This is a genomic window from Thiobacillus denitrificans (assembly GCF_001530125.1).
Lineage (GTDB): Bacteria > Pseudomonadota > Gammaproteobacteria > Burkholderiales > Thiobacillaceae > Thiobacillus > Thiobacillus denitrificans_C.
The window spans coordinates 70,346-93,243 of sequence record NZ_LDUG01000017.1; the positions used below are offsets into that span (position 1 = coordinate 70,346).

18 protein-coding genes are annotated in these 22,898 nt (G+C 64.2%); 2 read left to right on the plus strand and 16 right to left on the minus strand.

Annotated elements, in window-relative coordinates:
* Positions 1-22 precede the first annotated feature (22 nt).
* The gene (locus ABW22_RS05030) at positions 23-721 is read right to left on the minus strand and encodes a prepilin-type N-terminal cleavage/methylation domain-containing protein (protein ID WP_059752636.1); all 699 of its coding nucleotides are present in this window, start codon (positions 719-721) and stop codon (positions 23-25) included.
* A 266-nt stretch (positions 722-987) separates the two neighbouring features.
* Between ABW22_RS05030 and ABW22_RS05035 the strand changes: the two genes are divergently transcribed.
* A complete protein-coding gene (locus ABW22_RS05035; protein WP_059752639.1) occupies positions 988-2,742 on the plus strand; it encodes a sensor histidine kinase in 1,755 nt (584 codons plus the stop codon).
* On the opposite strand, the gene ABW22_RS05040 is transcribed toward ABW22_RS05035, so the two are convergent.
* The 13 genes from ABW22_RS05040 to alaS all read right to left on the minus strand — a co-directional run bounded on the left by ABW22_RS05040 (position 2,699) and on the right by alaS (position 20,088).
* Positions 2,699-3,475: a type II secretion system protein gene (locus ABW22_RS05040; RefSeq protein ID WP_059752640.1), complete on the minus strand. Its 777-nt coding sequence runs from the start codon at positions 3,473-3,475 to the stop codon at positions 2,699-2,701. The two genes, ABW22_RS05035 and ABW22_RS05040, sit on opposite strands and share 44 nt — an antisense overlap.
* Positions 3,472-3,822: a hypothetical protein gene (locus ABW22_RS05045; RefSeq protein WP_237763231.1), complete on the minus strand. Its 351-nt coding sequence runs from the start codon at positions 3,820-3,822 to the stop codon at positions 3,472-3,474. Before ABW22_RS05045 ends, ABW22_RS05040 begins: the two co-directional genes overlap by 4 nt.
* 388 nt (positions 3,823-4,210) lie before the next feature.
* On the minus strand, positions 4,211-4,810 hold the full coding sequence (locus tag ABW22_RS05050) for a hypothetical protein (RefSeq protein WP_059752642.1): 600 nt from the start codon (positions 4,808-4,810) through the stop codon (positions 4,211-4,213).
* A complete protein-coding gene (locus tag ABW22_RS05055) occupies positions 4,807-6,285 on the minus strand; it encodes a YdgA family protein (RefSeq protein ID WP_237763232.1) in 1,479 nt (492 codons plus the stop codon). Before ABW22_RS05055 ends, ABW22_RS05050 begins: the two co-directional genes overlap by 4 nt.
* 159 nt (positions 6,286-6,444) lie before the next feature.
* Positions 6,445-7,650, minus strand: coding sequence for a type II secretion system F family protein (locus ABW22_RS05060; protein WP_059752645.1), 1,206 nt, complete (start codon positions 7,648-7,650; stop codon positions 6,445-6,447).
* A 39-nt stretch (positions 7,651-7,689) separates the two neighbouring features.
* Complete coding sequence (locus ABW22_RS05065) at positions 7,690-8,097, minus strand: GxxExxY protein (protein ID WP_059752648.1); 408 nt, start codon at positions 8,095-8,097, stop codon at positions 7,690-7,692.
* 4 nt (positions 8,098-8,101) lie between these two features.
* Positions 8,102-9,799, minus strand: coding sequence for a GspE/PulE family protein (locus ABW22_RS05070; RefSeq protein ID WP_059752650.1), 1,698 nt, complete (start codon positions 9,797-9,799; stop codon positions 8,102-8,104).
* A gap of 113 nt (positions 9,800-9,912) precedes the next feature.
* Complete coding sequence (locus ABW22_RS05075; RefSeq protein ID WP_059752652.1) at positions 9,913-11,034, minus strand: tetratricopeptide repeat protein; 1,122 nt, start codon at positions 11,032-11,034, stop codon at positions 9,913-9,915.
* The gene (locus ABW22_RS05080) at positions 11,031-12,776 is read right to left on the minus strand and encodes a secretin and TonB N-terminal domain-containing protein (RefSeq protein ID WP_237763233.1); all 1,746 of its coding nucleotides are present in this window, start codon (positions 12,774-12,776) and stop codon (positions 11,031-11,033) included. The genes ABW22_RS05075 and ABW22_RS05080 overlap by 4 nt, the downstream gene beginning before the upstream one ends.
* A gap of 8 nt (positions 12,777-12,784) precedes the next feature.
* On the minus strand, positions 12,785-14,080 hold the full coding sequence (locus ABW22_RS05085) for an ExeA family protein (RefSeq protein ID WP_059752656.1): 1,296 nt from the start codon (positions 14,078-14,080) through the stop codon (positions 12,785-12,787).
* Positions 14,081-14,089: 9 nt separating this feature from the next.
* Complete coding sequence (locus ABW22_RS05090; RefSeq protein ID WP_059752658.1) at positions 14,090-15,520, minus strand: sigma-54-dependent transcriptional regulator; 1,431 nt, start codon at positions 15,518-15,520, stop codon at positions 14,090-14,092.
* Between the two features lie 189 nt (positions 15,521-15,709).
* A complete protein-coding gene (locus ABW22_RS05095; RefSeq protein ID WP_059752660.1) occupies positions 15,710-17,401 on the minus strand; it encodes a hypothetical protein in 1,692 nt (563 codons plus the stop codon).
* A 68-nt stretch (positions 17,402-17,469) separates the two neighbouring features.
* On the minus strand, positions 17,470-20,088 hold the full coding sequence (gene alaS, locus ABW22_RS05100; protein ID WP_059752663.1) for an alanine--tRNA ligase: 2,619 nt from the start codon (positions 20,086-20,088) through the stop codon (positions 17,470-17,472).
* A gap of 89 nt (positions 20,089-20,177) precedes the next feature.
* Between alaS and ABW22_RS05105 the strand changes: the two genes are divergently transcribed.
* Entirely contained in the window at positions 20,178-20,729 is a 552-nt protein-coding gene (locus ABW22_RS05105) for a DUF1415 domain-containing protein (protein ID WP_059752666.1), read from the plus strand.
* Positions 20,730-20,777: 48 nt separating this feature from the next.
* Here the strand turns inward: ABW22_RS05105 and ABW22_RS05110 are convergent, their stop codons facing one another.
* Positions 20,778-21,035, minus strand: a complete 258-nt coding sequence (locus tag ABW22_RS05110) for a hypothetical protein (protein ID WP_059752668.1) — start codon at positions 21,033-21,035, stop codon at positions 20,778-20,780.
* 21 nt (positions 21,036-21,056) lie between these two features.
* On the minus strand, positions 21,057-22,898 hold the full coding sequence (locus ABW22_RS05115; RefSeq protein ID WP_059752672.1) for a nitric oxide reductase activation protein NorD: 1,842 nt from the start codon (positions 22,896-22,898) through the stop codon (positions 21,057-21,059).

Sequence of the window (22,898 nt, forward strand, 5' to 3'; positions counted from 1 at the left end):
ATAAAGCTTTAACGAATAGCGTTTAAACGCCCATGCAAACGGTGTAGGACGTTGCGTCATCAATGGCTGTCGTAGCGGTGGCTGCGGCGCCTTTGGCATAGCCGGTCGTCGGGGTGGCCATCATCGAGCCCGCCGCGGTATTGCTATCATCCATTTGTATGTCGAGTTGTTTGACGAATTTGCCGAGGATGCTGGCTGAGCAGATTACATAAGCTCCCCCGATTGCTTTGCCGTCCGCACCTTTGACGGGCGTTTCAGCGGCATCGGTTGTGCCGCTCTGGATGCCGATGATGCCGCCAGACGCGTTTTTGGGGTTGTAATCACCGGGAAGTGTTGCCGGTATCGTGGTGAGCCCCGGCGCGAGTCCTGCCAGTCGCACGTGCTGCCAGAACAAAACGGATTCATTCGCGGCAGTTGTGCTGTTCCATAAGCTGTCGATAACGCCATTGCCATTACCCGATGCAGGTGTGATGCTCGTCGTGCCCACATGCGTACTGGCGGCGGGGTCGTCGCCAGGCAGCGCCCTGAACTTGTCCTGATAGCCGTAGATGAACATCGGGATGTTGCGGAAGTCGGTGGCGAGATTCTTCACCCGGGCGCTATTGATCAGCTCCTGTCCCTTCAGAATGCCGCCGAGTAGCAGGCCGATGATCACCAGCACAATGGCGATCTCGATCAGGGTGAAGCCCGACTGGCGTCGCGGAAAATTGGGGTGATGCATGGCGGAGCGCTCCGTTATTTTATGGTCTGACCCCCAACACGCAAAATGCGTTCCAGACTTGGTTTCTGCTTAACGCATTGATCAGAATAATGAAAGATAAAGATTGCGTGCCTGAATGGACGTGGGTTTGTCGAAAACACGACGCCCCTGCCGGATTTTCAGCAAGTATGCGGGCGGACAGGCGTGTTCGCGGCCTCCATTTCCCCGGTGAAATGCCGATAGCTGTGTCATGCTGAATTTCTCCTGTTCCTCCAACGATCCCGGATATGACTGAACGCACCGAGACGGCGTCGCCGCTGGCCTGGCTGACATCGCTGGCCTCCCATTTCACGCGGGTGACGCCCGGGCGCTGGCTGGCCTTGATGCTGCTGGCCCTGCACGCGGCCGTGGTGCTCGATGCCGAGGCGGCGGTGATGCGCGCTTTCCTGCTGGCGCATTACGGGCTGTTTTTGCTGTGGCAGCCGCTGGTGCGCAGCGAAGCGCGCATCGAGCCGCGCCTCGCGCTGCCGGTGTTTGCCATGGCGGCGCTGCTGGTGCTGGCGGACAGCACCTGGGTGATGGCGCTGTGGCTGGCGATTCTGGCGGGGCTGGTGGGTGCGGTGGCGACTTCGCAAAACGAGCGCGGGCCGCGGCTGGCCTACCTGCTCGCGTTGGCTTATTTGCTGGCCTTGCTGCTGGCCTGGGTGTTGCCGCAGAGTCTGGGTGATGCCTCGCTCCCCGATGGGCTGCAGGCCGCGGTGCGTTATGGCCTGCCACTGCTGCCGCTGGTGATCCTGTTCCTGCCTGCCAGCCGCCAGCGCGGCACCTCGTCCACACTCGATTTCATCTATGGGTTGATGCTGTCACTGCTTGTCATGGTGGTGGCGCTGGGCGCATTTGCCGTGGTGGCGGTGGCCAAGGTGAGCTATGCCTGGGCGCTGGTGCAGACCCTGCTGGGGATGGCGACATTGCTGCTGGCGCTGTCCTGGCTGTGGAATCCGCGCGCGGGGTTTGCCGGACTGGGGCAGGTGACTTCGCGTTATCTGCTGTCGGTGGGCCTGCCGTTCGAGGGCTGGGCGCAGCGGCTGGCGACATTGGCCGAGCGCGAGCGCGACCCCGAATCCTTCGTGCGCGAAGCGCTCGCCGATCTGCACGAACTGACCTGGATCCGCGGCGGCCACTGGCAGGCCGCGCGCGGCGAGGGGACGTTCGGGGAACCCGCCGAACATGCCCTCACCCATGCCTTTCATGGCCTGACCCTGACCTGGCAGTCGCCGCGCCCGCTCACCCCCGCGCTGGCGCTGCATGTGCGGTTGCTGTCGCAGTTGCTGGGCTATTTCTACGCTTCCAAAGTGCGCGAGCAGACGCTGCGCGAACAGGCCTACAGCCAGGCCATCCACGACACCGGCGCGCGCCTGACCCACGACGTGAAAAACATCCTGCAGTCGATGAAAACCCTGATCGCCGCGGCCGATACCTCCACCCCGGAGGACAGCGAGCGTCTGCAGGCGCTGATGAAACGCCAGCTGCCGCAACTGGCGGCGCGCCTGTCGCAAACCGTCGACAAGCTCAAGCAGCCCACCGAAATGGATGTCGGACAACTTCCCGCGCAGGCTTGGTGGGCGGCCTTGCAGACGCGCTACGAACACGACGACGTGCAGTTCTTCGCCGACGCGCTCGACAACATGCCCCTGCCGCAGGACCTGTTCGACAGCGTCGCCGACAACCTGCTGACCAATGCGCTGCGCAAACGCCAGCACGAACCGGGCATTGCGGTGGAGGTGCGTCTGGTGCTGCAGCCGCTGGTGGGTCTGAGCGTGACCGACAGCGGCGCGCCGGCGCCCGAGCACGTGGCGCGCAATCTGTTCCTGAGCCCGGTGGCGTCGGATTTCGGCTTGGGGGTGGGGCTGTATCAGGCCGCGCGGCAGGCGGCAAGGTCAGGCTACCGGCTGGAACTGTCCGACAATCAGCCGGGACGGGTGACGTTCCGGTTGCAGGCTATGGAGAGCAGTCCGAACCCGTCGGACACACCTGTGCCTTAAGAAGACCCTCTGGAACCCACACCAGGATATCGTCGAAACCGCCGTCTGTTACGCCGTTTACTACATCGCCGGGTTTGGTGTGGGTGCGACTGATGTAAGTTGGGTCGCCATCGAGGTTTTCGATTTCGTCAAGGCTCAAGGGGTCGGGTGGGGCTTGGGTGATGTTGCCGGGAGCAGGGCTGTTAACGTTGAGTGCGCCCCGACCATTTGCACCATGGGACATCACAACGAACGCGACGTTCGATGCCACATTGGGCGTGGCGCAGGAATGTGTGTTGCATATTCCGAGTTGTGTCGTCGTCGTCGGGGGCGTGGCCGTAGACGAGGGGGCATTCATTGAAAATCCATTCGTGCCGTGAGCAAAGTCTGCGTTGACTGCATACAACAGCCGATTACCCCAGGCATCCTGTGAGGCTGTACCCAGTGTGACCCAAGGCAACCAGCCTAGGGCGAAGGCGCAGGCATTGGCCGGATTGCCGAGAATGTGATCTTCGCGTCCATCGCCCGTGCCGTCGGGGCAAGGCAGGCGGCGTTTTCCCGCTGTAATGGCGAGATGGGTCATCGCATAACCGAAAATTGCCTCGCGCGCTTCTTCCATTGTTTTCCGGGTCTCCGCAACCCGCCTCGCCTGAATCTGCGCCGACAGCGGCATCGCCAGCCCGCCGATCAGGATGGTGATGATGACCAGCACGATGGCCAGTTCGATCAGGGTGAAACCGCGCGTCTGCTTCATGGCGTGGGTTCCGCGGCGACAGGTGCGATGGGACTGGGGCGCAGCACCTGGTAGGGTTCATACACACGGCCGTCGGCCCGGATCTGGCCCGGCTTCAGGCCTGCCACCCCGGATGCATCAAGTTGCGGCTGGCCGTCGACCCAGCGCGTGATTTTGCCGTCGGAGCGGATCAGCACGCCGTCATAGCGTATCGGTGGCGGGGCGCCTGTATCGGGCGCTACCTGTTTGACCTGGGTGACGTTGCGGGCGCGCGCGGCTTCGAGTTGGGCACGCTGCTCGGGGGTGTAGAACAGGCGGCCGGGCAAGTCTTGCGCTGCAAACCCTGAACCACAGAGGCACAGAGACACAGAGAAAATCCACACTGAACAGGCAGAGACCATCCCGTGCCTGATGGGTTTGTTCTTGGCTATGTCACTGTTAGTTGTTGAAGTCATGTCTTGTCCCCTCTGATGAGGCGCCTATCCTTCGGCCTCCCGCAGGGGTCTGCTGTTGTAGGAGCCCCCGCGAGGAGGAGGCCGTGGTTGTAAAAGCCGACGCGTCGGCAACAACCACGCACGCCCGCCTCGGGCCGATGCCGTGGAGGTTGCGACGGTGCGCAAATCGGGGCGAGGGCGCCCCTCCCACAGCGCTGGCCAACACCAACAAATAACGATGAAAGAGTCTTGTTCTTCTCTGTGTCCCAAGGGATACCGTCCCTGCGGGACATATCTCTGTGCCTCTGTGGTGAATAGGTTTTCATTGCATTGTCCCTGTGTCTGCCACCACGGTAAACCACAGCAGTTCGCACTCGGCGTCGAGTTCGGGGCGGTTGACCGGCTGCGGCGGGGCGTCGGTGAGGCGGGCGAGGCGGCAGCGGCTGACGCGGAACAGGCCGGGCGCGCGGGCGCGCAGGGCGTCGAGAAAGCGCGGCAGGTCGGTTTCCACCAACACGGGCATTTTCACCACCATGCGGGTCTGCTTGAGCGGCAGATCGTCGGCCAATGTGGCCGGGGCGGCCGTGCGTGGCGACAGGGTGTAGGTGAGTCCGTAAAGCCGGGCGTCCTGGTTGGCGAGGTGCACCGCCTCGATCCAGGCGAGACGGTTCTCCTCGCCGACAAAGCCCCGTGCAACCAGCGCGTGATAGGCATCGAGATGCTGCGCAATCAGGCGCGCTTCGGTTTGGCCCTGTTGCTGGCGCGCGTGTGCGGCATTGAGCGCGGTCTGCTGAAGCTGCAAATCGGCACGCGCTTCGGTGTCCTGCTGGTTGCTCCAGAAAATGCCCGCAGCGGACAGCACGCTGGCGGCAAGCAGCAGCAGGATCGATGTTTTAAGCGAGGCGATCGGCGGCCGGGTCATGTGCGCACCTGCAGGCTCAAGGTGAAACGGGTCTCTTCAGCGCTGGTTTCGCCCGTGGTTTTGCCGCTGAGGGTGGCGGTGGAGGCGGTGTTGACCGGACTCGTCACGCGTTCGACCGCCGCCACGCCCGGTGTGGCGGCCAGCCGGGAGACGAAGCGGTCGATGCGCGACATGGCGGCGCGATAGTTGCCGTCAAAGTCGGACAGCCGTGCGTCCAGCGTGATATTTGCCGTGCCGTCTGCGGTGTCCTGCAGCGTCAGGGTTTTGACGATGACCTCGGGATGCGCGGCCAGCGCTTGTCCCAGCAGCAGGAACAGCGCGTTGACGTCGAGGGGGGCATGGTTCAGCTGCGTGGCCAGGGCAAGGGTCTGGCCAAGCTGGTCGGGCCGGGTGGCGAGCGCGGGGAAGTTGCGCACGATGGCGGCGTGCCGTGCATCGCCGCGCTGCACCTCGCCCTGAATCTGCTGCACCTGATCGCGCAGATCCTGGGCATGGAGCCAATAGGCTGCGGTGAAGGTCAGGCCGATCGCGGCGACGATGCCTGCCGCCTGATTCAGGCCGCGGCGCCAGCGGAATTCGGTGTGGTGCTGCAGCAGTTCGGGCGGCGCCAGATTCAGCTGCACGGCCTCACCCGCAATCGCCGCCAGCGGCGCGATCTCCGGGGTGGCGGCGAGGAAACTGTCGGGAATGCGCAGCGCACGCGCGAGGCTCGGCATGTCGATCAGTCGCGTGCTGAACGCGGGGTCGGCATTGAGCGGGGCCTGCGCGCTGTCGAGCTGGCCGCTGGGGTCCAGCAGCAACACATGCAGGCGGGCTTCGCGCGGCAGGATGCGCTGGCCGGTGAGATACAGCTGGGTCTTGGCAATTTCGTCGGCCGCATTGCCGGGCATCTGGGTGGGTGTATCGTTGCCGATCAGGCGCGAAAAACGCAACAGGCCGTTGTGGTAGTAGGACAGCCGCAGCCTGTTGTTGAGGCGACACGCCAGCAGCGTGTGCGGCGCCTGCACCCGCAGCCTGGTCAGCAGGTGCTGATACGCCAGCGCCAGCGGGGTGATGCCGCACAGCGGAACCTGTTCGCGGTGCAGCACGCTGAGCCAGGGCATTAGCCAGTCGGTGTCGGTCAGGGTGGCCAACAGATAGCGGTCGTCGCGGCGGCCGGTCGTTTCGCGGGCCTGTCGCCATGCGCTGGTGAAACGCGCGTTGCGGAACACCTGCTTGAGCTTGCGTGCAAGCAGTTCATCGCGCGCGCGCCCCTGCACGTGCGGCAGGATTTCGCTGCGGTAATCCTCGTCCACTGTGTCGATGACCAGCAGCACCGGCAAATGCGCGTGCTTGAGCAGCACCTGCCGAAACGCCGCCAGCCCTGCTTCGCTGGCGGCAAATTCGCCCAGCCAGTGCATACGCCCCGGACGCCAGTCGAGCACGCCGATCTGGCGTGGGGTGGCAAGCAGGATCAGGCGATGGTCAAACATCATTCCGGAAAAAACCATTAACCACAAAACCATTAACCACAGAGGCACAGAGGCACAGAGGCAAAGCGGGAAATTGCAGTATGTCGTGCGGCCACACTGCGGATGACACGCTACGACGGGGTTTCTCTGTGCCTCTGTGCCTCTGTGGTGAGGGGTTTGAAATCATAACGGCAGGTTCCCGATCAGGTCATAAACCGGCAGCAGCACCGATACCAGGATGCCGCCGAGCAGCAGGCCGAGGATGGCGGTGAGCAAAGGCTCCAGCACCCTGAGGCCGTTTTCGATGGAGTCGAGCACTTCGCGGTTATAAAAATACGTCACATTTTCCAGCGCTTCGTCGAGCGCGCCGGTGGATTCGCCCACCCGCAGCATGCGGATCACCAGCGGCGGAAACAGCGCCAGCGACTGAAAGCTTTCTGACAGGCCGCGGCCGTCGGCAATCTGCTGCGCCGCGCGGTGGATGCCGCCGGCAATCACCCGGTTGCCGGCGACCATCTCGCCCGCACGCAGCGCGTCGAGCACCGACACCCCCGAGCGGTACATCATCGCCAGGGTATTGGTGAAACGCGCCAGCGCCATCTTCTGCACGATCGGCCCGATGACGGGCAGCCGCAACTGGGTGCGGTCCCACCAGTCGCGCCCGGCCTCGCTCCGTTTCACCCACAGCGGCAGCCCGACGCCCAGCGCCAGCGCCAGCGCCAAACCAATCAGCCAGTACGAGCGCACTGCTTCCGACACCGCCATCAGAATCAGCGTGGGCAGCGGCAGCACCACCCCCATGGTCTCGACCAGGGAGAGCACCTGCGGCACCAGATACACCAGCAAGAACAGGATGGCTGTGCCGACGACGGCCAGCACCAGTGCCGGGTAGATCATCAGCCGCTTGGCCTTGGCGGTGACCTCTTCCTGCCATTTGAGCGATTCGGCCAGGCGATCGAACACCGCGTCCAACAGGCCGGTCTGCTCGCCCGCGCGCACGCTGTGGACGAACACGGCGCCGAACACCGCCGGGTGCGCCGCCAAGGCCTGCGACAACACCTTGCCGCCCTCCAGGTCTTCCAGCAGCGCGGTCAGCACATCGCGAAAGCCGCGTTTTTCCATGGTGTCGCGCAGGTCGCGCAAGCCGTCGAGCAGCGGAATCCCGGCGCGGGTGATGTAGCGCATATGGATGCAGAACGTCACCAGGTCGCGCAGGGTGACGCGCTCGCGACCGCTGGGGGCGTACTGGCGCGAAAGCTCGGCCAGCGTGATGAGGTCGAGCCCCATGCGTTTCAGGCGCAGCTCGAGGTCGACGTCGTTGACGGCCGACAGCGTGCCCCGGGTGGTGCGGCCAGTCTGGTCGATTGCGCGGTAGTTGAAGAAGGGCATGAAACTGTTAACCACAGAGGCACAGAGGCACGGAGAAAATCATAAGAGGATTCTCTTGATGCCGTTACTGAGCACGGGAACATTGAAGTTTAGAAGCAAGCCCGTGTGTAATTGGGTTAGCTTCAGATAGGTCAGTAATTGAGCTTCATGCACTGGCAGAAGCCGTTCGACCGCTTTGAGTTCGAGTATCAGTTGGGCGTTCACTACGATATCGAGGCGATAACCGCAATCGAGCGGAATGCCTTTGTAGGTCACTGGCAATTCAAGCTGGCGCTGGAAAGGGATTTGCCTTTGCCTAAGTTCGTAACACAGACAGGTCTCGTAAGCTGATTCGAGCAAACCCGGTCCAATCGCACGATGAACTTCGATGGCAGCGCCGATCACCGCTTCCGTCAACGTATTTCTCTGTGTCTCTGTGTCTCTGTGGTTAATGGTTTTGTGGTTCATGGTTTTACACCCGCCCCGTCAAATCCACCACCCGCGCCACTTCCGCCAGCGAGGTCACGCCATCCAGCACGCGCTTGATCCCGTCTTCAGCCAGTGGGTGATAGCCATGCTCGAGTGCGGCGCGACGGATTTCGTGCAGCGGTGCGTGGTTGGCGACCAGTTCATCCAGTTCGGGATCCATCCGCAAGAGTTCGATCAGGGCCAGGCGCCCTTTGTAGCCTTTGTTGCTGCACGCCGGACAACCGGTAGCGCGGTAAATCTGCGGCGGCTGGACCGGGTCGATACCCAGGATGAGCGACTCATGTTCATCCGGCGTGTAGGCTTCCCTGCAGTGCGGACACAGCTTGCGCACCAGGCGTTGCGCGACGACGCCGATGATGTTGCCGGACAGGATGCCGGGCTGGATGCCGATGTCCATCAGGCGCGGAAACACGCCGAGCGCGGAGTTGGTGTGCAGGGTGGTGAACACCTGATGGCCAGTCATGGCGGCACGGAAGGCCATTTCGGCGGTGTCCTTGTCGCGGATTTCACCGACCAGGATGATGTCGGGGTCCTGTCGCATGATCGAGCGGATGCCGTTGGCGAAATCGAGCTTGAGCGTTTCGTTGACCGAGCTCTGGCGCATCAGGGTGACCGGGTATTCGACCGGGTCTTCCAGCGTCATGATGTTGACGGTCTCGTTGTTCAGATGCGACAGCATCGAATACAGCGTGGTGGTTTTGCCGGAGCCGGTTGGCCCGGTGACGACGAGGATGCCTTCTGGCCGCGCCATCATCAGCTGCAGCTCGCGCCGCGCGTCTTCGGTGAAGCCCATCTGCTCCAGCGGCATGATGGATTTTTCGCGGTCGAGGATGCGCAGAACCAGGTTTTCGCCATGGATGCCGGGTTGCGAGGAGACGCGAAAATCGATCGGACGGCCGTTCAGCGTCAAGGACATGCGGCCGTCCTGCGGCGCGCGCGTCTCGGCGATGTTCATGCCGGACAGCACTTTGAGCCGCACCAGAATCCCCGGCCAGTAGGTTTTGTGCAGGCTGCGGATCTGTTCCAGCACGCCGTCGATGCGGTAGCGGATGCGCAGGAAGGCATGCTCGGGTTCGAAGTGAATGTCGGAGGATTCGCGCTTCACCGCGTCGGTGAGCAGCGCGCCGACCAGCCGCACCACGGGCTGGGTGTATTCCTCGGTGTCGGGGTTGAGGCTGGCGTAGTCGACTTCGCCAGTCTCGATTTCGCGCAGGATACCGTCGAGCGAGAGGTCGAAGCCGTAGAACTTGTCGATGAATTCGAGCAGCTGCGCTTCGGCTGCCAGCAGGGTGTCGATTTCGAGCTGGCCGCCGAGCGCGGCGCGCAGCTGGTCGAGCGCGACCACGTTGAACATGTCGGTGGTCGCCAGCGTCAGCACGTTGCGCGCGGCGTCATGCGCAATCGGCAGCAGGTGGTGGCGGCGGGCGAATTCCTCGGGCACCAGTTGCAGCGCTTCGGGGTCGGCCACCACCTGGGTGAGGTCGATACCCTGGCTGCCGAGCGCGTTGGCGAGCTGGTCGCGCAGCACCGCCTCGGTCATGAAACCCAGCGCAACCAGTTGGCGGCCGATCGGCAGGCCGCTGGTTTTCTGTTCCTTCAGGCCGATGCGCAGCTGGTCGAGGGTGATGAGTCCCTGCGAAACCAGGGTCTCGCCCATGCGGAGTTTTTTACGGCGCTCCATAACGCGTCAGCGCATCCAGAAAAAACCCTTAACCACAGAGGCACAGAGGCACAGAGAAAACCGTTCAAACTGGGGTTTTCTCTGTGCCTCTGTGCCTCTGTGGTGAGAGGTTTTCATTGCAATGTTTTAAGTTGTTGCACGCGCGCCGCCGCCTGCGCACGATCAAAACGGTGCACGCCGCCGCTGGCGAGCGCTTTCTCGTAATACGTGAGTGCCGCCGGATACTGGCGCAACTGGTCGAGGCTGACCGCCAGGTTGAAGGCGTAATCGCCGTTATCCGGCGCGCCGCGCCAGGCTTCGAAATAGGCGGCCTGGGCGTCGTTCCAGCGCGCCTGCTCGGCGTAGAGATTGCCGAGCGTCTGGTAAAGCTGCGGGCTCGGATCGCGTTCGATCAGTGTTTTCAGGCGGCTTTCGGTCGCCTGGCTGTCGGTGTTGCCGAGCAGGTCGAGCAAGGCACCCTGGGCGGCGGCATTGCGCGGGTCGAGGTCGAGCACCTCGCGATACAGGCGCTGCGCGTCCGCTTCGCGGTTTTGCACGCTGGCGATCGCTGCCAGTCCCAGCAGCGCATCCACATTGCGTCCGCGTGCGGCGGCCTGGGTGTAGAGCCGCTGCGCTTCAGCCAGTGCACCGCGCTGATAGGCCGCATAGGCCTGGTTGAGCAAGCTCGTTTGCACGTCGGGCTGGAACAGCGGCAGCGCGGCGGGTGGCGGTGCGGTGATGCTTGAGGGCGCAGCAGCACGCGGGGCGCTGCGGGCAGGCGCAGGCATCGGCGTCGGCGAGGCGTCGGTCGGCGCCTCGGCAGCCGCATGCGGTTGCGGCAAGGGTGCGGCAGGCAAGGCTGCTGGTGGGGCGGCCAGTGCGGGCGCGCTTGGCGTGGCGGGGGCAGGCACAGGCACAGGCGCTGTCACCCTGGCCGGGGCGGGCGCGACAGCAGCCGGCGGCTGCAGGGCGAAGTAGAGATAGACGCCGTAGCCCAGCGCGATCAGCGCGGCGAGCAGTGCGGTGAGCGGCACCAGCGAGAGTTGCGGCCAGCGAAAAGCCGGTGCACGGCGTGGCGCAGGCGTGGGCCCGCTGCTGCCGAACAGCAGGTCGGGCGGCTCCACCCATTCGCGTGCCTGGGCCGTGCCGGGTGTGAGGGGTTCCAGTTCGAGGTCGTCCTCAACCTGCTTGCCGGCCCCGGACTTGTCCGCATGGGCGGCTTCGGCCTGCTTCAGTGCTTTCAGCAGCAGGCTCAAGGGCTGCTCCGTGCGCTGCTGGGAAGCAGCCGCTGGAACTGACGCAGTTCATCGCTTTCCAGCGTGGGATTGGACACCACAGTGGGCCGCAGAAAAATCACCAGCTCGGTCTGGCTGTTGATGCGCTCGTGCTGGCCGAACACAGCACCAATGCCTTCCGGGCGCGACAGACCGGGAATGCCGTCACGGGCGTTGTTGGTGTCGTCCTGGATCAGGCCGCCAAGGATCACGGTCTGGCCGCTTTGCACCTGCAGCAGCGATTCCATTTCGCGCACCTGGATAACGGGCACCTGGTTGGGGATGGCGGCAGGAATGCTGGGATTGGGGTCGCGAACGAAGCCAACATTGCGCGAAATGGTCGGGCGAACGGTGAGCGAGACCATGCCGTTTTGGTTGATCTGCGGCGTCATCGTCATGACGATGCCGACCGGAACGGTTTGCGGGGTGGTGGTGAAGGTGGTCGTGGTACCCACATTCGCGGTCGTGGTGGTGTCCGCTTTGACGCTGAAGTAGACCAGATTGTCGACCACCTTGAGCAGCGCGGTCTGGTTATTCAGGGCCATCAGCTTGGGGCTGGAGAGCACCTTGGTTTTGCCGAAGGATTCCAGCAGGTCGATCGCAGCTGCGAAGCCGTTGCTCCCGCTGTTGGTGTAGGTGGCCTGGATGAAGGGGGTCAGTGTGCCGGCGAGCGCGTTGGTGCCGCCACCAAGGGTGTTGATGGCCCATCCGGTGGTGCCTTGCAGCGCTTTCGACCAGTCGATCCCGGCGCGGTATTGATCCTTGAGGCTGACCTCGACGATCGTCGCCTCGATCAGTACCTGGCGCTGCGCCGACTGCATCACGCGGTCGAGATACTGCTGCACCAGTTCCTGTTGTTTGGCGGTGCCCAGCACGGTGACGGTGCTCGCCACCGGGTTGACCGCCACATCGTATTTGCCGTCGCCCACCGGCTGGTTGGCAAACGCGGCGGTGAACAAGTTTGCCGCGCCGGCGCCGGCCTTGCTGGCGGCTTCGGCCTGCGATACCCGTTCGGCGCGTTCGGCTTTTTCAGCGTCCAGCCGGGCGGCGCGTTCTTCGTTGCTTTGTGTGACCGCACGGGTGCCGGCAAGAATAGTGCGGATGTTGTCTGCGAGCACGGTCCACAAGTCGTTGCTGGACTGGCTGGTCACGGTGGTGGTGGAGGAGTTGCCAGTTGTGGTCGTGCTGCTGCCGGTCGCGCCGACGCTGCCGCCGGTGCTGGCGATTTGCGCCGCCACACCGACGCTGGAGGTGGTGTTGCGGACGACGTTGACGTAGTTGACCGCATACGTTTTGACGTAGGGCGTGTCGGGCATGATCGACACCGTGCGGCCGTTCATTTCGTAGCGCAGATCGGCCTGCCGCGCGATGCGGTCGAGAATGGCGGGCAGCGGTTCCTGTACCGCGTTGAGCGAGACGCGCCCGGAGATGCCCGGATGCAGGTCGATGTTGTACTGGGTGTCGCGCGCGATGGAAAAGAGCAGATCTTTCACCGGCACGTCGTTGACCACCACGGTGTAGGTCGGCACCGGCGCGCTCGGCCTGGGCGCGGCCAGTGCAGGCGCGGCCTTCACCGGCGCGGGCGGCGGGGCGAGCGGCACGGCAGGCTGGGTGGGTTGGCTGATGTGGCCGGGCGAGGTGTCAAACGCCTTGGGCGGCACGCAGCCGCCCACCAGCACGAAGCTGGCCAGCGCCAGACTCGTCAATACGGAGCGTTTCAACACAGCATTCATCATCCTGTTGGTAAGGCTACGGCGCGCATTTTGCCGACCGTGCGTAAAAAAGGTGTGCCTGCCGCTGAGGCGGGCTGCGTGCGCATCGCCGCCATGGCCGCGTCGCGATCAGCAAACTCGCCTGCCAGAATCATCCAGGCAGGCGCTCCATGGCGCAGCCCGTACAAAACCCGAACCGGCTGTGGCGTGTCGACATCCAGGCTCCCCAGTAATACGGCTGCCTGCGCTGCTTCTTTAGCCGAGGCGAGCTGGATGACATGGGTGTCGGGCGCGGCGGCGGCGAGCCAGCGCTGGGTTTGCCGGGCCAGGTCGGCGACGTCAACGGCGGCCGGGGGGGCGGGCGTATGGACGGCCATGGCAGCGGACGCGCGGGGCGAGGCGTCAAGCGACAGGGCCTGCCAGGCGACAAAAGCCAGCAGGCCCAGCGCGGCCGCCAGGCCGGCGCTCAACCACGCCCAGCGGCGCAACGCCGGTCGTGCGTACGCGGGCAACTGCATTGCTGCGTCGCCCGCCGCAGCGTCCAGATGGGCCGGGGTCAGCGTGTGGGTTTGCCCGGCATAAGCCGCCAGCAGGGTTTTATCGGCCAGCACGTTGATGCGGCGCGACAGGCCGCCGGAAAGCTGGGTCATGCGGGCGATGAGCACCGGCGCAAACAGGTCGGGGCCGCGATAGCCCGCCACCGAAAGTCGCGCGCGCAGGTAGGCGGCCACCTCGGATTCGGTCAGTGGCGACAGGTTCAGGCTCAGGGTGATGCGATCCTTCAGTTGGCGGATGCGCGGGTCGGTCAGTTGTGCGTCGAGTTCGGGCTGGCCGAACAGCACGATCTGCAGCAGTTTGTCGGTGGCGGTTTCCAGATTGGTCAGCAGCCGCAGGAATTCCAGGTTGTCGAGCGCGATGCCCTGCGCCTCCTCGACGAACACCACCACGCGCCGCCCCGCTTCGTGGCGCGCCAGCAGCGTGGTGTTGAGTTGCGCCAGCCGGGCCTGCCGCCCGCTCTCGGGCGCCTCGATGCCGAGGTCGGCGAGGATCGCCGCCAGCATGTCGTCGGGTGACAGGGTGGGGTTGCCGAGATAGACGCTGTCGACGCTGTCGGGCAGTTGGGCGACCAGCTTGCGGCACAGCATGGTCTTGCCGCTACCGACTTCGCCCACCACCTTGATGATGCCTTCGCCCTGGCCGATGGCGTAGAGCAGGGCGGCGAGCATTTCTCCGCGCTGGCCGCCGGCATACCAGTACTCGGTATTCGGCGTGATGCGGAAGGGCGCTTCCTTTAAACCGAAATAATCAAGGTACACAGGGGCGGCTTATTCGGTACCGTACGTCTGCATGCGGCTGTACAGCGTGGTGCGGTTGATGCCCAGCAGCTTGGCCGCCTGCGACAGGTTGCCGTGGGTCATGTTGAGCGCGGCTTCGACGTAGGATTTTTCCCACTGGCGCAGGGTCACGTCGAGGTTGAAGTTTGCCAGCGTCTGCAACTGCTTGCGCGCCAGTTCGATCAGCGCCCTGCCATCGTTGGCCAGCGGGATTTCCTGCGGGTAAGCCTGGTCGGTGTCGAGTTCGTCTTCCAGCTGCTGGGCATTGACCGCCATGCCGGGGTATTTGGTGGTCAGGCGGATGGCGATGTTGCGCAGCTCGCGCACGTTGCCGGGGAAGTGGTAGTCCTCCCACATCTGCTGGGCGCGGGCGTCGAGCGAAAACGGCTGGCTCTTGGCTTCACGGGCGTAGAAATCACGGAAGTGCTCGAGCAGGGTCAGCTTGTCCGCGCCCATTTCGCGCAGCGGGGGCACCGCAATGGAGAACACCGACAGCCGGTGGTAGAGGTCGGTGCGGAAGCGGCCAGCCTTGATCTCGGCACGCAGATCGCGGTTGGTGGCGGTCACTACGCGGGCGTTGGAGAAGCGCGGCTGGGTTTCGCCGACGCGCTGGTATTCGCCGTTTTCCAGCACGCGCAAGAGCTTGGCCTGCAGTTCCAGCGGCAGCTCGCCGATTTCGTCGAGGAACAGCGTGCCGTTTTCGGCTTCCTCGAAGTAGCCGGCGCGCGAAGTGGTGGCGCCGGTGAAGGCGCCCTTGGCGTAGCCGAACAGGGTGGGTTCGACCAGCGTCGGCGAAATCGCCGCGCAGTTGAGCGCCAGATAGGGCTTGGCCGCGCGTGGCGACAACTGGTGCAGGCTGGAGGCCACCTTTTCCTTGCCGCTGCCCGATTCACCCTCGATCAGCACCGGGAAGGGAGCGGCAGCGTATTGCTTGATCTGCTGACGCAGTTTGTCCATCGTCGGGCTTGCGCCGACGATGCCGGAATCCCTGGCAGGGGCGGGCGCCTTGTCGGCGCTGCGCTCGGCGTCCTGCACCAGCAGGGCGTTGAACAGCAGGGACTTCAGGCGTTCGGGCTCGCACGGCTTGGCGACAAAATCGATTGCACCAAGTGCGCGCGCGTGCCGCGCATTGGCTTCGTCGCTCTGGCCGGACAGTACCAGGATCTTGATGCTGGGCGAGATGCTCAGCAGGTCGGCGATCAGGGCAAAGCCTTCGTCGGGCTTGTGCGGCTGCGGCGGCAGGCCGAGGTCGACCAGTGCCAGTTGCGGCGGTTCGTCCAGCTGCATCAGCAGGCTTTTCACCTGGGCGCGCGATTCGGCGGCCGAGATATCGAAGTCCTTGCTCAACACATAGGTGAGCGTATCGGAAATCAGCGGATCGTCGTCGACGATCAGCAAGCTCGGCTTGTTGGTTTGGGCCACATGTCCTCCAGATCCAAGAGTGCCGCAACCGCGTCTGCTCCATTCTCGGGAGGGTTTGTTATGCGCGCGTCGGGTTTTCGTCGATTGTGCCAGAGACCCGGCGAAAGTTAAACCGTGGCGGACCGGCAGGGGAGTAGCTTGCGCCGCAAACAGGAGGGCGGGTTGACGGCGAGGGTGGGCCGACTGCCCTCAGCCGTTTACCGGTTCAGTGGCAACGTGCAGCCAGCCTTCGCTGTGTTCAATCGGGCTGCCGAGGGCGATAAATTTGCGTTCCGGCGTGCCGTGGACCTGAAACACCTTGCCGGGCATGAAATGGACCGGGTCGATCACGATGCTGTCGGCACCGGCGCTGTCGGTCAGCCACAGACTGGGGTGCGTCAGATTGGCGCCGCTGTTGTCAAAGTTATCGACGGTGTGGCCCGACGAGGTGGTGTCGTACAGCATGACCAGGGTGGGCGTTTCGGCCCGGGTCTCGATACCGACCGAACTGGTGTCGTCGTTGACGCGCGACAGACGCCGCACGATGCCGATTTGCCACTGGCTGGCGTCATGTGACTTGATGCCGACCAGCGCGCCTACGCGCAGCCAGTCCTTGTCGCGCGATTCGACCAGGGCCCCATAGCCGCATTCGCTTTCGTCGTGCATGACCCAGCGTTCGACGTCGGGCGAGGCCGCGATGGCCGGAACGTGGACTTGGGAGACGCGTTCGCGGGTGCGCTCGGTGATAAAGCCGTACACCTGCACATCGTCGACCTCGTTGTAACTGAGCCCGACGCCGTAGGGCGACACGCTGGCGGGGGTGTTGGCGGCCTTGATCTGGCCGACGATGGCGCTGAGTCCGTGGGTGACGTCGACCAAATGCTTGACCGTCTGGCGCGGGGCGCGCCGTTGTTCGCGACTGGCCAGCGCAGACCACTGGCGCTGCAGGTACTCTAGCAGTCCGAGGCTTTCGGCCGTGCGGGCGTCGGTCAGGCCCAGCTGTACCGGGGTTTGGCCTTGCTGCAGGGCAGTTTGTATTTCTTGCAGCTTTTGCTGCAGGGCGGCCGTTGTCCAGAATCGCAGCGGCTTGTCGCTATCGGGTTTGCGCACACGGCGCGGGCCGTGATCGGCCGACAGGTCGACGGCAAAATTGTGGACGTCGGGGTCGAAATCGCTATCCAGTTGCAGCATCCCGTGCCAGCCGCACAGCCAGCGGTCGAGCAGGTCGAGCTGCCTGGGGTAGAGCGTGCCGGAATTGGCCAGGCTTAGCATCAGGATGTGCTGGTATGCGGTTTCGCAGCTGCACTCGGATGCGTCTTCGAGGTAAACTCGTTGGGGCTGGCGATGGAAGCCCCCGGTTTCGGCGACACGATATAGATTATGCAGCCGCAGCCAGAGTTTCTCGCCTGCCGGCAGATAGCGTATTGCGCGCCATTTCAGCAGCTGGCCGAAGGTGCGGATGGCGCGCAGGGTGATCAGCGGAATCTGCTCGTTGAGCGGTTTCTTGCCCGCTTCGTGGGAGATATGCAGCACAAAGGTGTGATAGCCGCGCGCAACTTCCCAGTACAGCCCGTACACGGCATGCCAGAGCTGGCTTTCCTGCGAGCGCGACATGCGTGGATTGCGCAGATATTGGCGCACCAGGGTGTCCTGTAGGTCGCGCGATTTTTCGTCCAGCAGCATGAAGATGGCCAGACGGTCTTTCGTGTATTGCGTCGAGTTCTCGTTGAAGCGCTTGAGTTCCTTGAAAATGGCTTGCTGGCACTTGAACGCGTCACCGATCGGCAGGTTCTCAACCCAGCGCATCGCTGCCTTGATGTTGGTCAGCGGATCATCGGTCCGCTTGCCAAAAGGCGTGAGGCGGGCGATTCCCGATGCAAATTTGTCGACCAGTGAATTCATGATGTAAGATTTTGGGGGGGTGGCGTCAGACAAGTTACGGTTAATTGAGCAAATTCTGTACCCGCCCATCAGGTCAGCTTGCCCTGCACCCAGGCCTGCACCGAGGCGAGCGCCGCCGGCAGCTGGCCCGGCTCGCTGCCGCCTGCCATCGCCAGGCCCGGCTTGCCGCCGCCCTTGCCGCCGACCTGGGTGGCGACGAAGTTGACCAGTTCACCCGCCTTGATCCGGCTGGTGACGTCAGCCGTCACTGCCGCGATCAGGCTGACCTTGCCGTCGGCCACCGTGCCCAGCACCAGCGCGCAGGATTTCAGCTTGTCGCGCAGCTTGTCGGCGGTTTCGCGCAGGCCACGGGCGTCGATGCCGTCGAGCTGCGCCGCCAGCACGCGCACGCCTTTGATGTCGACCGCTTGCTGCACCAGTTCGTCGCCGGCGCTCGACGCCAGTTTGGATTTCAGGCGGTCGAGTTCCTTTTCCAGCGCGCGGCTGTGTTCCATCAGCTGTGCCACGCGTTCGGCGGCGTCAGCCGGGGTGGCCTTGACCAATTGGGCAATGGCGCCGAGGTTTTTCTCGGTTTCGCCGAGGTAGGCGAGCACGCCGGTGCCGGTGGTCGCCTCGATCCGGCGGATGCCGGCGGCGACGCCGGTTTCCAGCAGGATCTTGAACGCACCGATGTCGCCGGTGCGCGCGACGTGGGTGCCGCCGCACAGTTCGCGCGAACTGCCGATGTCGAGCACCCGCACTTCGTCACCATATTTTTCGCCGAACAGCATCATCGCGCCGGTTTTCTGCGCCTCCTCGATCGGCATCACCCGCGCCTGGGTGGCGGCGTTGGCGAGAATCTCTGCGTTGACGCGCGCTTCCACCTCGCGGATCTGCGCGGCGGTCATCGGGGTCGGCTGCACGAAGTCGAAGCGGGTCTTGTCGGCATCCACCAGCGACCCTTTCTGCTGCACGTGATCGCCCAGCACCTCGCGCAGCGCCTTGTGCATCAGGTGGGTGGCCGAGTGGTTGCGCATGGTGCGCGCGCGTGCCTCCTCGTCGACGCGCGCGAGCACGGCGTCGCCGATCACCAGCGAGCCGGTTTTCACGACGCCGTGATGACCGAACACCTGCGCCTGGATTTTCTGCGTGTCCTCGACCTCGAATGCGCCGTTTGCGCCCTGCAGCACGCCGCGGTCGCCGGCCTGGCCGCCGGATTCGGCGTAGAAGGGCGTGTGGTCGAGCACCACCACGCCGAGCTCGCCTTCCGTCAGTTCATTGACGGCAACACCGTCGCGATAGAGCGCGAGGATGCTGCCGTCGTGCGCCAGCGTGTCGTAGCCGTGGAAAGTCGTCGCCGCGCCGGCATAGTCCAGTCCGGCGCCGAGCTTGAACTTGCCGGCGGCGCGCGCCTGATTCTTCTGCCCTTGCATGGCGGCGTCGAAAGCGGCGGTGTCCACGCTGATGCTGGCCTCGCGGCAGATGTCGGCGGTGAGATCGAGCGGGAAGCCATAGGTGTCGTGCAGCTTGAACGCCAGCTCGCCGTCGAAGGTGCCGCCGGCGGGCAGCGTCTTCAAAGTCGTTTCGAGGATGCCCATGCCGTGCTCGATGGTCTCGAAAAAGCGTTCCTCTTCCTGTCGCAAAATATCCATCACGCGGTTCTGCGCCTTGACCAGTTCGGGGTAGGCGTCGCCCATCACCGCTGCCAGATCAGGCACGATGCGGTGGAAGAAGGCCGCGCGCGCGCCCAGCTTGTAACCGTGGCGGATGGCGCGGCGGATGATGCGGCGCAGCACGTAGCCGCGCCCCTCGTTGCCGGGGATGACGCCGTCGACGATGAGGAAGGAGCAGGCGCGGATGTGGTCGGCGATAACCTTGAGCGAGTTGTTGGCAAGATCGCTGGTGTTCGTCTCGCGCGCGGCGGCGCCGATCAGCACCTGGAACAGGTCGATGTCATAGTTGGAATGCACGTGCTGCATCACTGCGGAGATGCGCTCCAGCCCCATGCCGGTGTCGACCGATGGCTTGGGCAGCGGATGCATGGTGCCGGCCTCGTCGCGGTTGAACTGCATGAACACGTTGTTCCAGATCTCGATATAGCGGTCGCCGTCCTCGTCGGGCGAGCCGGGCGGGCCGCCGTAAATACCCTCGCCGTGGTCGTAGAAGATTTCGGTGCAGGGGCCGCAGGGGCCGGTGTCGCCCATCGCCCAGAAGTTGTCGGAGGCGTAGCGCGCGCCCTTATTGTCGCCGATGCGGACGATGCGCTCTTTCGGCACGCCGATGTCGTTGTGCCAGATGTCGAACGCTTCGTTGTCCTCGGCGTAGACCGTGACCCAGAGTTTTTCTGCGGGCAGTTTCAACTCCTGGGTCAGAAACTCCCAAGCGTATTTGATCGCGTCCTGCTTGAAATAGTCGCCGAAGCTGAAGTTGCCCAGCATCTCGAAGAAGGTGTGGTGGCGTGCGGTGTAACCGACGTTTTCCAGGTCGTTGTGCTTGCCGCCGGCGCGCACGCAGCGCTGCGACGACACCGCGCGGGTGTAGGGGCGCGTATCCTGGCCGGTGAACACGTCCTTGAACTGCACCATGCCGGCGTTGGTGAACAGCAGCGTCGGGTCGTTGCCGGGCACTAGCGGGCTGGATGGCACGATGGTGTGGCCTTTGGAGGCGAAAAATTCGAGAAAACTCTGGCGGATGGCGCTGCTTTTCATGGTGTTGGAATGTTTCGTGCGTGGACGTCGAACAATAAGGCATTGTATCCGTTAAAGTTCCGGCCTTACAGGCGGCAGAGGCAGGGCAGATGAGCGACGAAGATGTCATCGCAGCGATGCGGGAATGGCTGGAAAAAGCCGTAATCGGGCTCAACCTGTGCCCATTTGCGAAGGCGGTCTACGTGAAGAATCAGGTGCGTTTTGTGGTGAGCCAGGCGCCGCATCTGGATGGCCTGCTGGAAGAGCTCGACCGCGAGTTGGATTTTCTGGCCGCCGCCGATCCCGAGGCCATCGACACGACGCTACTGATCCATCCGACGCTGCTGCCGGATTTTCTTGATTTCAACGATTTTCTTCAGTTGGCCGAAGCCGCCGTGGACGAGCATGGGCTGGAAGGCGTGATCCAGATCGCCAGCTTTCATCCGGCCTTCCAGTTCGAAGGGACTGAGCCCGACGATATGGGCAACTACACCAATCGCGCGCCGTTTCCCACCTTGCATCTGCTCCGCGAGGCCAGCATTGCGCGCGCAGTGGCGGCTTTCCCCCAGGCCGAAACGATCTACGAACGCAATATCGAGACGCTCGAAGCCCTGGGGCCTGCGGGATGGGCCGCGTTGTGGAAGGCGCAACCCGAGCGGTAGCGCTGGAGGGCGAAAAGGGCAGGGGCCTGCGTCGGCCCGCCGGACCCGCTAGCTGCCGCAACCGCCGCAACAACTGCCGCTTGCGTGCGGGTTCTTTTTCTCTTCGACTTGCACGCCCGCCGCGGCGAGCACCGCAATCAATTGTGCCCGGGTCGCCGTTTTATCATCGATGCTGACCTGCAGGCATGCCGGCGAGTCCACAAACGAGACCTCGTGCACGCCGGCTATCGCCTTCAGACTCGCGCCCGCCCGTTGACCGGCTTCGGCGTTAAGGGGACCGACGATATTGAGAGTTTCAGTTTTCATGTTTGCTCCTTTCAAGAATAGTTAGATGTTTTCGGTCAGCCGTGCATAAAGACCCGGCAGCACACGGGGCAGCATCGCAGCATCCCGCACCACGACGTAGCCAGTCGCGCCGAACAGATGCGGCAGGTAATCTCCCGCCGTTTCATCGATGGTCACGCAAAATGGCGTGAGTCCCAGACGACGCGCTTCGATGATCGCCATGCGCGTGTCCTCGATCCCGTAACGGCCTTCGTACTTGTCGAGGTCGTTGGGCTTGCCGTCAGTCAGGATCAGCAACAAGCGGCGCGCGCTACGCCGGCTCGACAGAATCGCGCTCGCGTGGCGGATGGCCGCGCCCATGCGCGTGTAGTAGCCCGGCTTCAATGCTGCCAGGCGGCCGCGGATCGGGTCGCCATAGCGTTCGTCAAAGCCCTTGAGTAGATGGAAGCGCACGTTGTCGCGCCGCACCGAGGAAAATCCATATAGCGCAAAACGATCGCCCGTCGCCGCCAGTGCTTCGCCAAACAGCATCAGGCTGTCGCGGATGACGTCGATCACCCGCGCGCTGTTGTTGACCCAGGCGTCGGTCGACAGCGACAGGTCGGCCAGCAGGAGGCAGGACAGGTCGCGCTGCTGTTGGCGGCTGTCTATATACAGGCCCGGCTCGGATGTGCGTACGCCATCCACCTTGTCGGTGGCAAAGCGCACGCAGGCGTCGATGTCGAGGTCGCTGCCGGACAACTGCGCGCGCAATCGTGCGCGCTGCGTGGTGAGCGCCTGGAACTGCTGGCGAAGACGCTTTGCCGGCGCCCGCAGGGCGAGCGGCAATACGCAGGGCTCGGCATCGCGCGCAAGCAGCATCTGCAGCCGGCAATGCGCGGGCTGCAGGCGTTGCTTGCGGTAGTCCCATTCCGGCAGCAGGATGCCGTCGGCCAACGCCAAGTCGTCGTCGGCCTCGGCCGGCAGATCGAGATCGAAGCGCACCCGGCTCGCTGTGGTCTGGTCGTCGTCGGCGATGCTGAGGATATCGAGATCGTTCGCCGCCTTCTCCGCATGCTCGTTTTCATCCTCTTCGAGCGGGCGGTCGACCTTGACGAATTCGGCCCAGGAAAACAGGCTTTCGGCGCGGAATAGCAGCATGAAGGGGTTGGTCGCCTGCGGCATGTCGACGCGCTCCGCGCGCCGCTTGCGCGCGTCGCGGCGCGCTGCGGATTTTGCCGCGGGCGGCGGGGGCGCTTTCTCGGCATTTGCCTGGCGCGGTTTGCCGAGGCCAACCGGCGGCTGCGGGTGCAGCCACAGCGACACCGGCGCGGGCGGCTGCGCCGCTGGTTCGAAGTCCTCGACCGAACCCGGGTGGCTCAAGGCGGCGCGAATCGCCCTTTCCGCGGCCTGTTCCTGCCCGCTCAGCCTGACCGGATTGGGACGCAGCGCGAGCGCCGCCGCGACCAGCCGCTGGTAACGGGGGACCAGGCCGGGCAGGGCGCCAAGCGCGGCGAGTGTGGCCTGCTGGTTGCGCACGATCCAGGGCGCTTGCGGCGCAACGTCATGTGCGGCCAGCGCGAGCAGCCACAGATACAGTTCGCGGTTCTGCGCGCGCTCCGGAAAGACGTCGAGCGCAGCCGGCAGGTACACCGTGCTGTCGTCGGTCCAGGCCAGCTCCAGCTTTTCGCCGACGCCGGCCGCCCGTTCGAGCCACTTGCGTCGCGCGCCGTGCGCGGTCGCGGTGCCGGTACGCACCGTCAAACCGGCGTCGCCGCCGAGTGCGCGAAAGAAGATCGGCGCCATGCGCTCGATTTCCTTCAGTTCGATGCGCGCTTTGGGAAAGCCGCGGTACGCGGCGCGCGTAATCAGTTTGTCCCACAGGCCGCCGACAAATTCTTCCAT

Excerpts from the sequence above, each read along its gene's own strand:
- ABW22_RS05065 (WP_059752648.1), bottom strand. The coding sequence starts at position 8,097 with ATGAACCACAAAACCATTAACCACAGAGACACAGAGACACAGAGAAAT.
- ABW22_RS05035 (WP_059752639.1), top strand. The coding sequence starts at position 988 with ATGACTGAACGCACCGAGACGGCGTCGCCGCTGGCCTGGCTGACATCG.
- alaS (WP_059752663.1), bottom strand. The coding sequence starts at position 20,088 with ATGAAAAGCAGCGCCATCCGCCAGAGTTTTCTCGAATTTTTCGCCTCC.
- ABW22_RS05105 (WP_059752666.1), top strand. The coding sequence starts at position 20,178 with ATGAGCGACGAAGATGTCATCGCAGCGATGCGGGAATGGCTGGAAAAA.
- ABW22_RS05070 (WP_059752650.1), bottom strand. The coding sequence starts at position 9,799 with ATGGAGCGCCGTAAAAAACTCCGCATGGGCGAGACCCTGGTTTCGCAG.
- ABW22_RS05030 (WP_059752636.1), bottom strand. The coding sequence starts at position 721 with ATGCATCACCCCAATTTTCCGCGACGCCAGTCGGGCTTCACCCTGATC.
- ABW22_RS05050 (WP_059752642.1), bottom strand. The coding sequence starts at position 4,810 with ATGACCCGGCCGCCGATCGCCTCGCTTAAAACATCGATCCTGCTGCTG.
- ABW22_RS05115 (WP_059752672.1), bottom strand. The coding sequence starts at position 22,898 with ATGGAAGAATTTGTCGGCGGCCTGTGGGACAAACTGATTACGCGCGCC.
- ABW22_RS05110 (WP_059752668.1), bottom strand. The coding sequence starts at position 21,035 with ATGAAAACTGAAACTCTCAATATCGTCGGTCCCCTTAACGCCGAAGCC.
- ABW22_RS05095 (WP_059752660.1), bottom strand. The coding sequence starts at position 17,401 with ATGAATTCACTGGTCGACAAATTTGCATCGGGAATCGCCCGCCTCACG.
- ABW22_RS05055 (WP_237763232.1), bottom strand. The coding sequence starts at position 6,285 with ATGATGTTTGACCATCGCCTGATCCTGCTTGCCACCCCACGCCAGATC.
- ABW22_RS05040 (WP_059752640.1), bottom strand. The coding sequence starts at position 3,475 with ATGAAGCAGACGCGCGGTTTCACCCTGATCGAACTGGCCATCGTGCTG.
- ABW22_RS05060 (WP_059752645.1), bottom strand. The coding sequence starts at position 7,650 with ATGCCCTTCTTCAACTACCGCGCAATCGACCAGACTGGCCGCACCACC.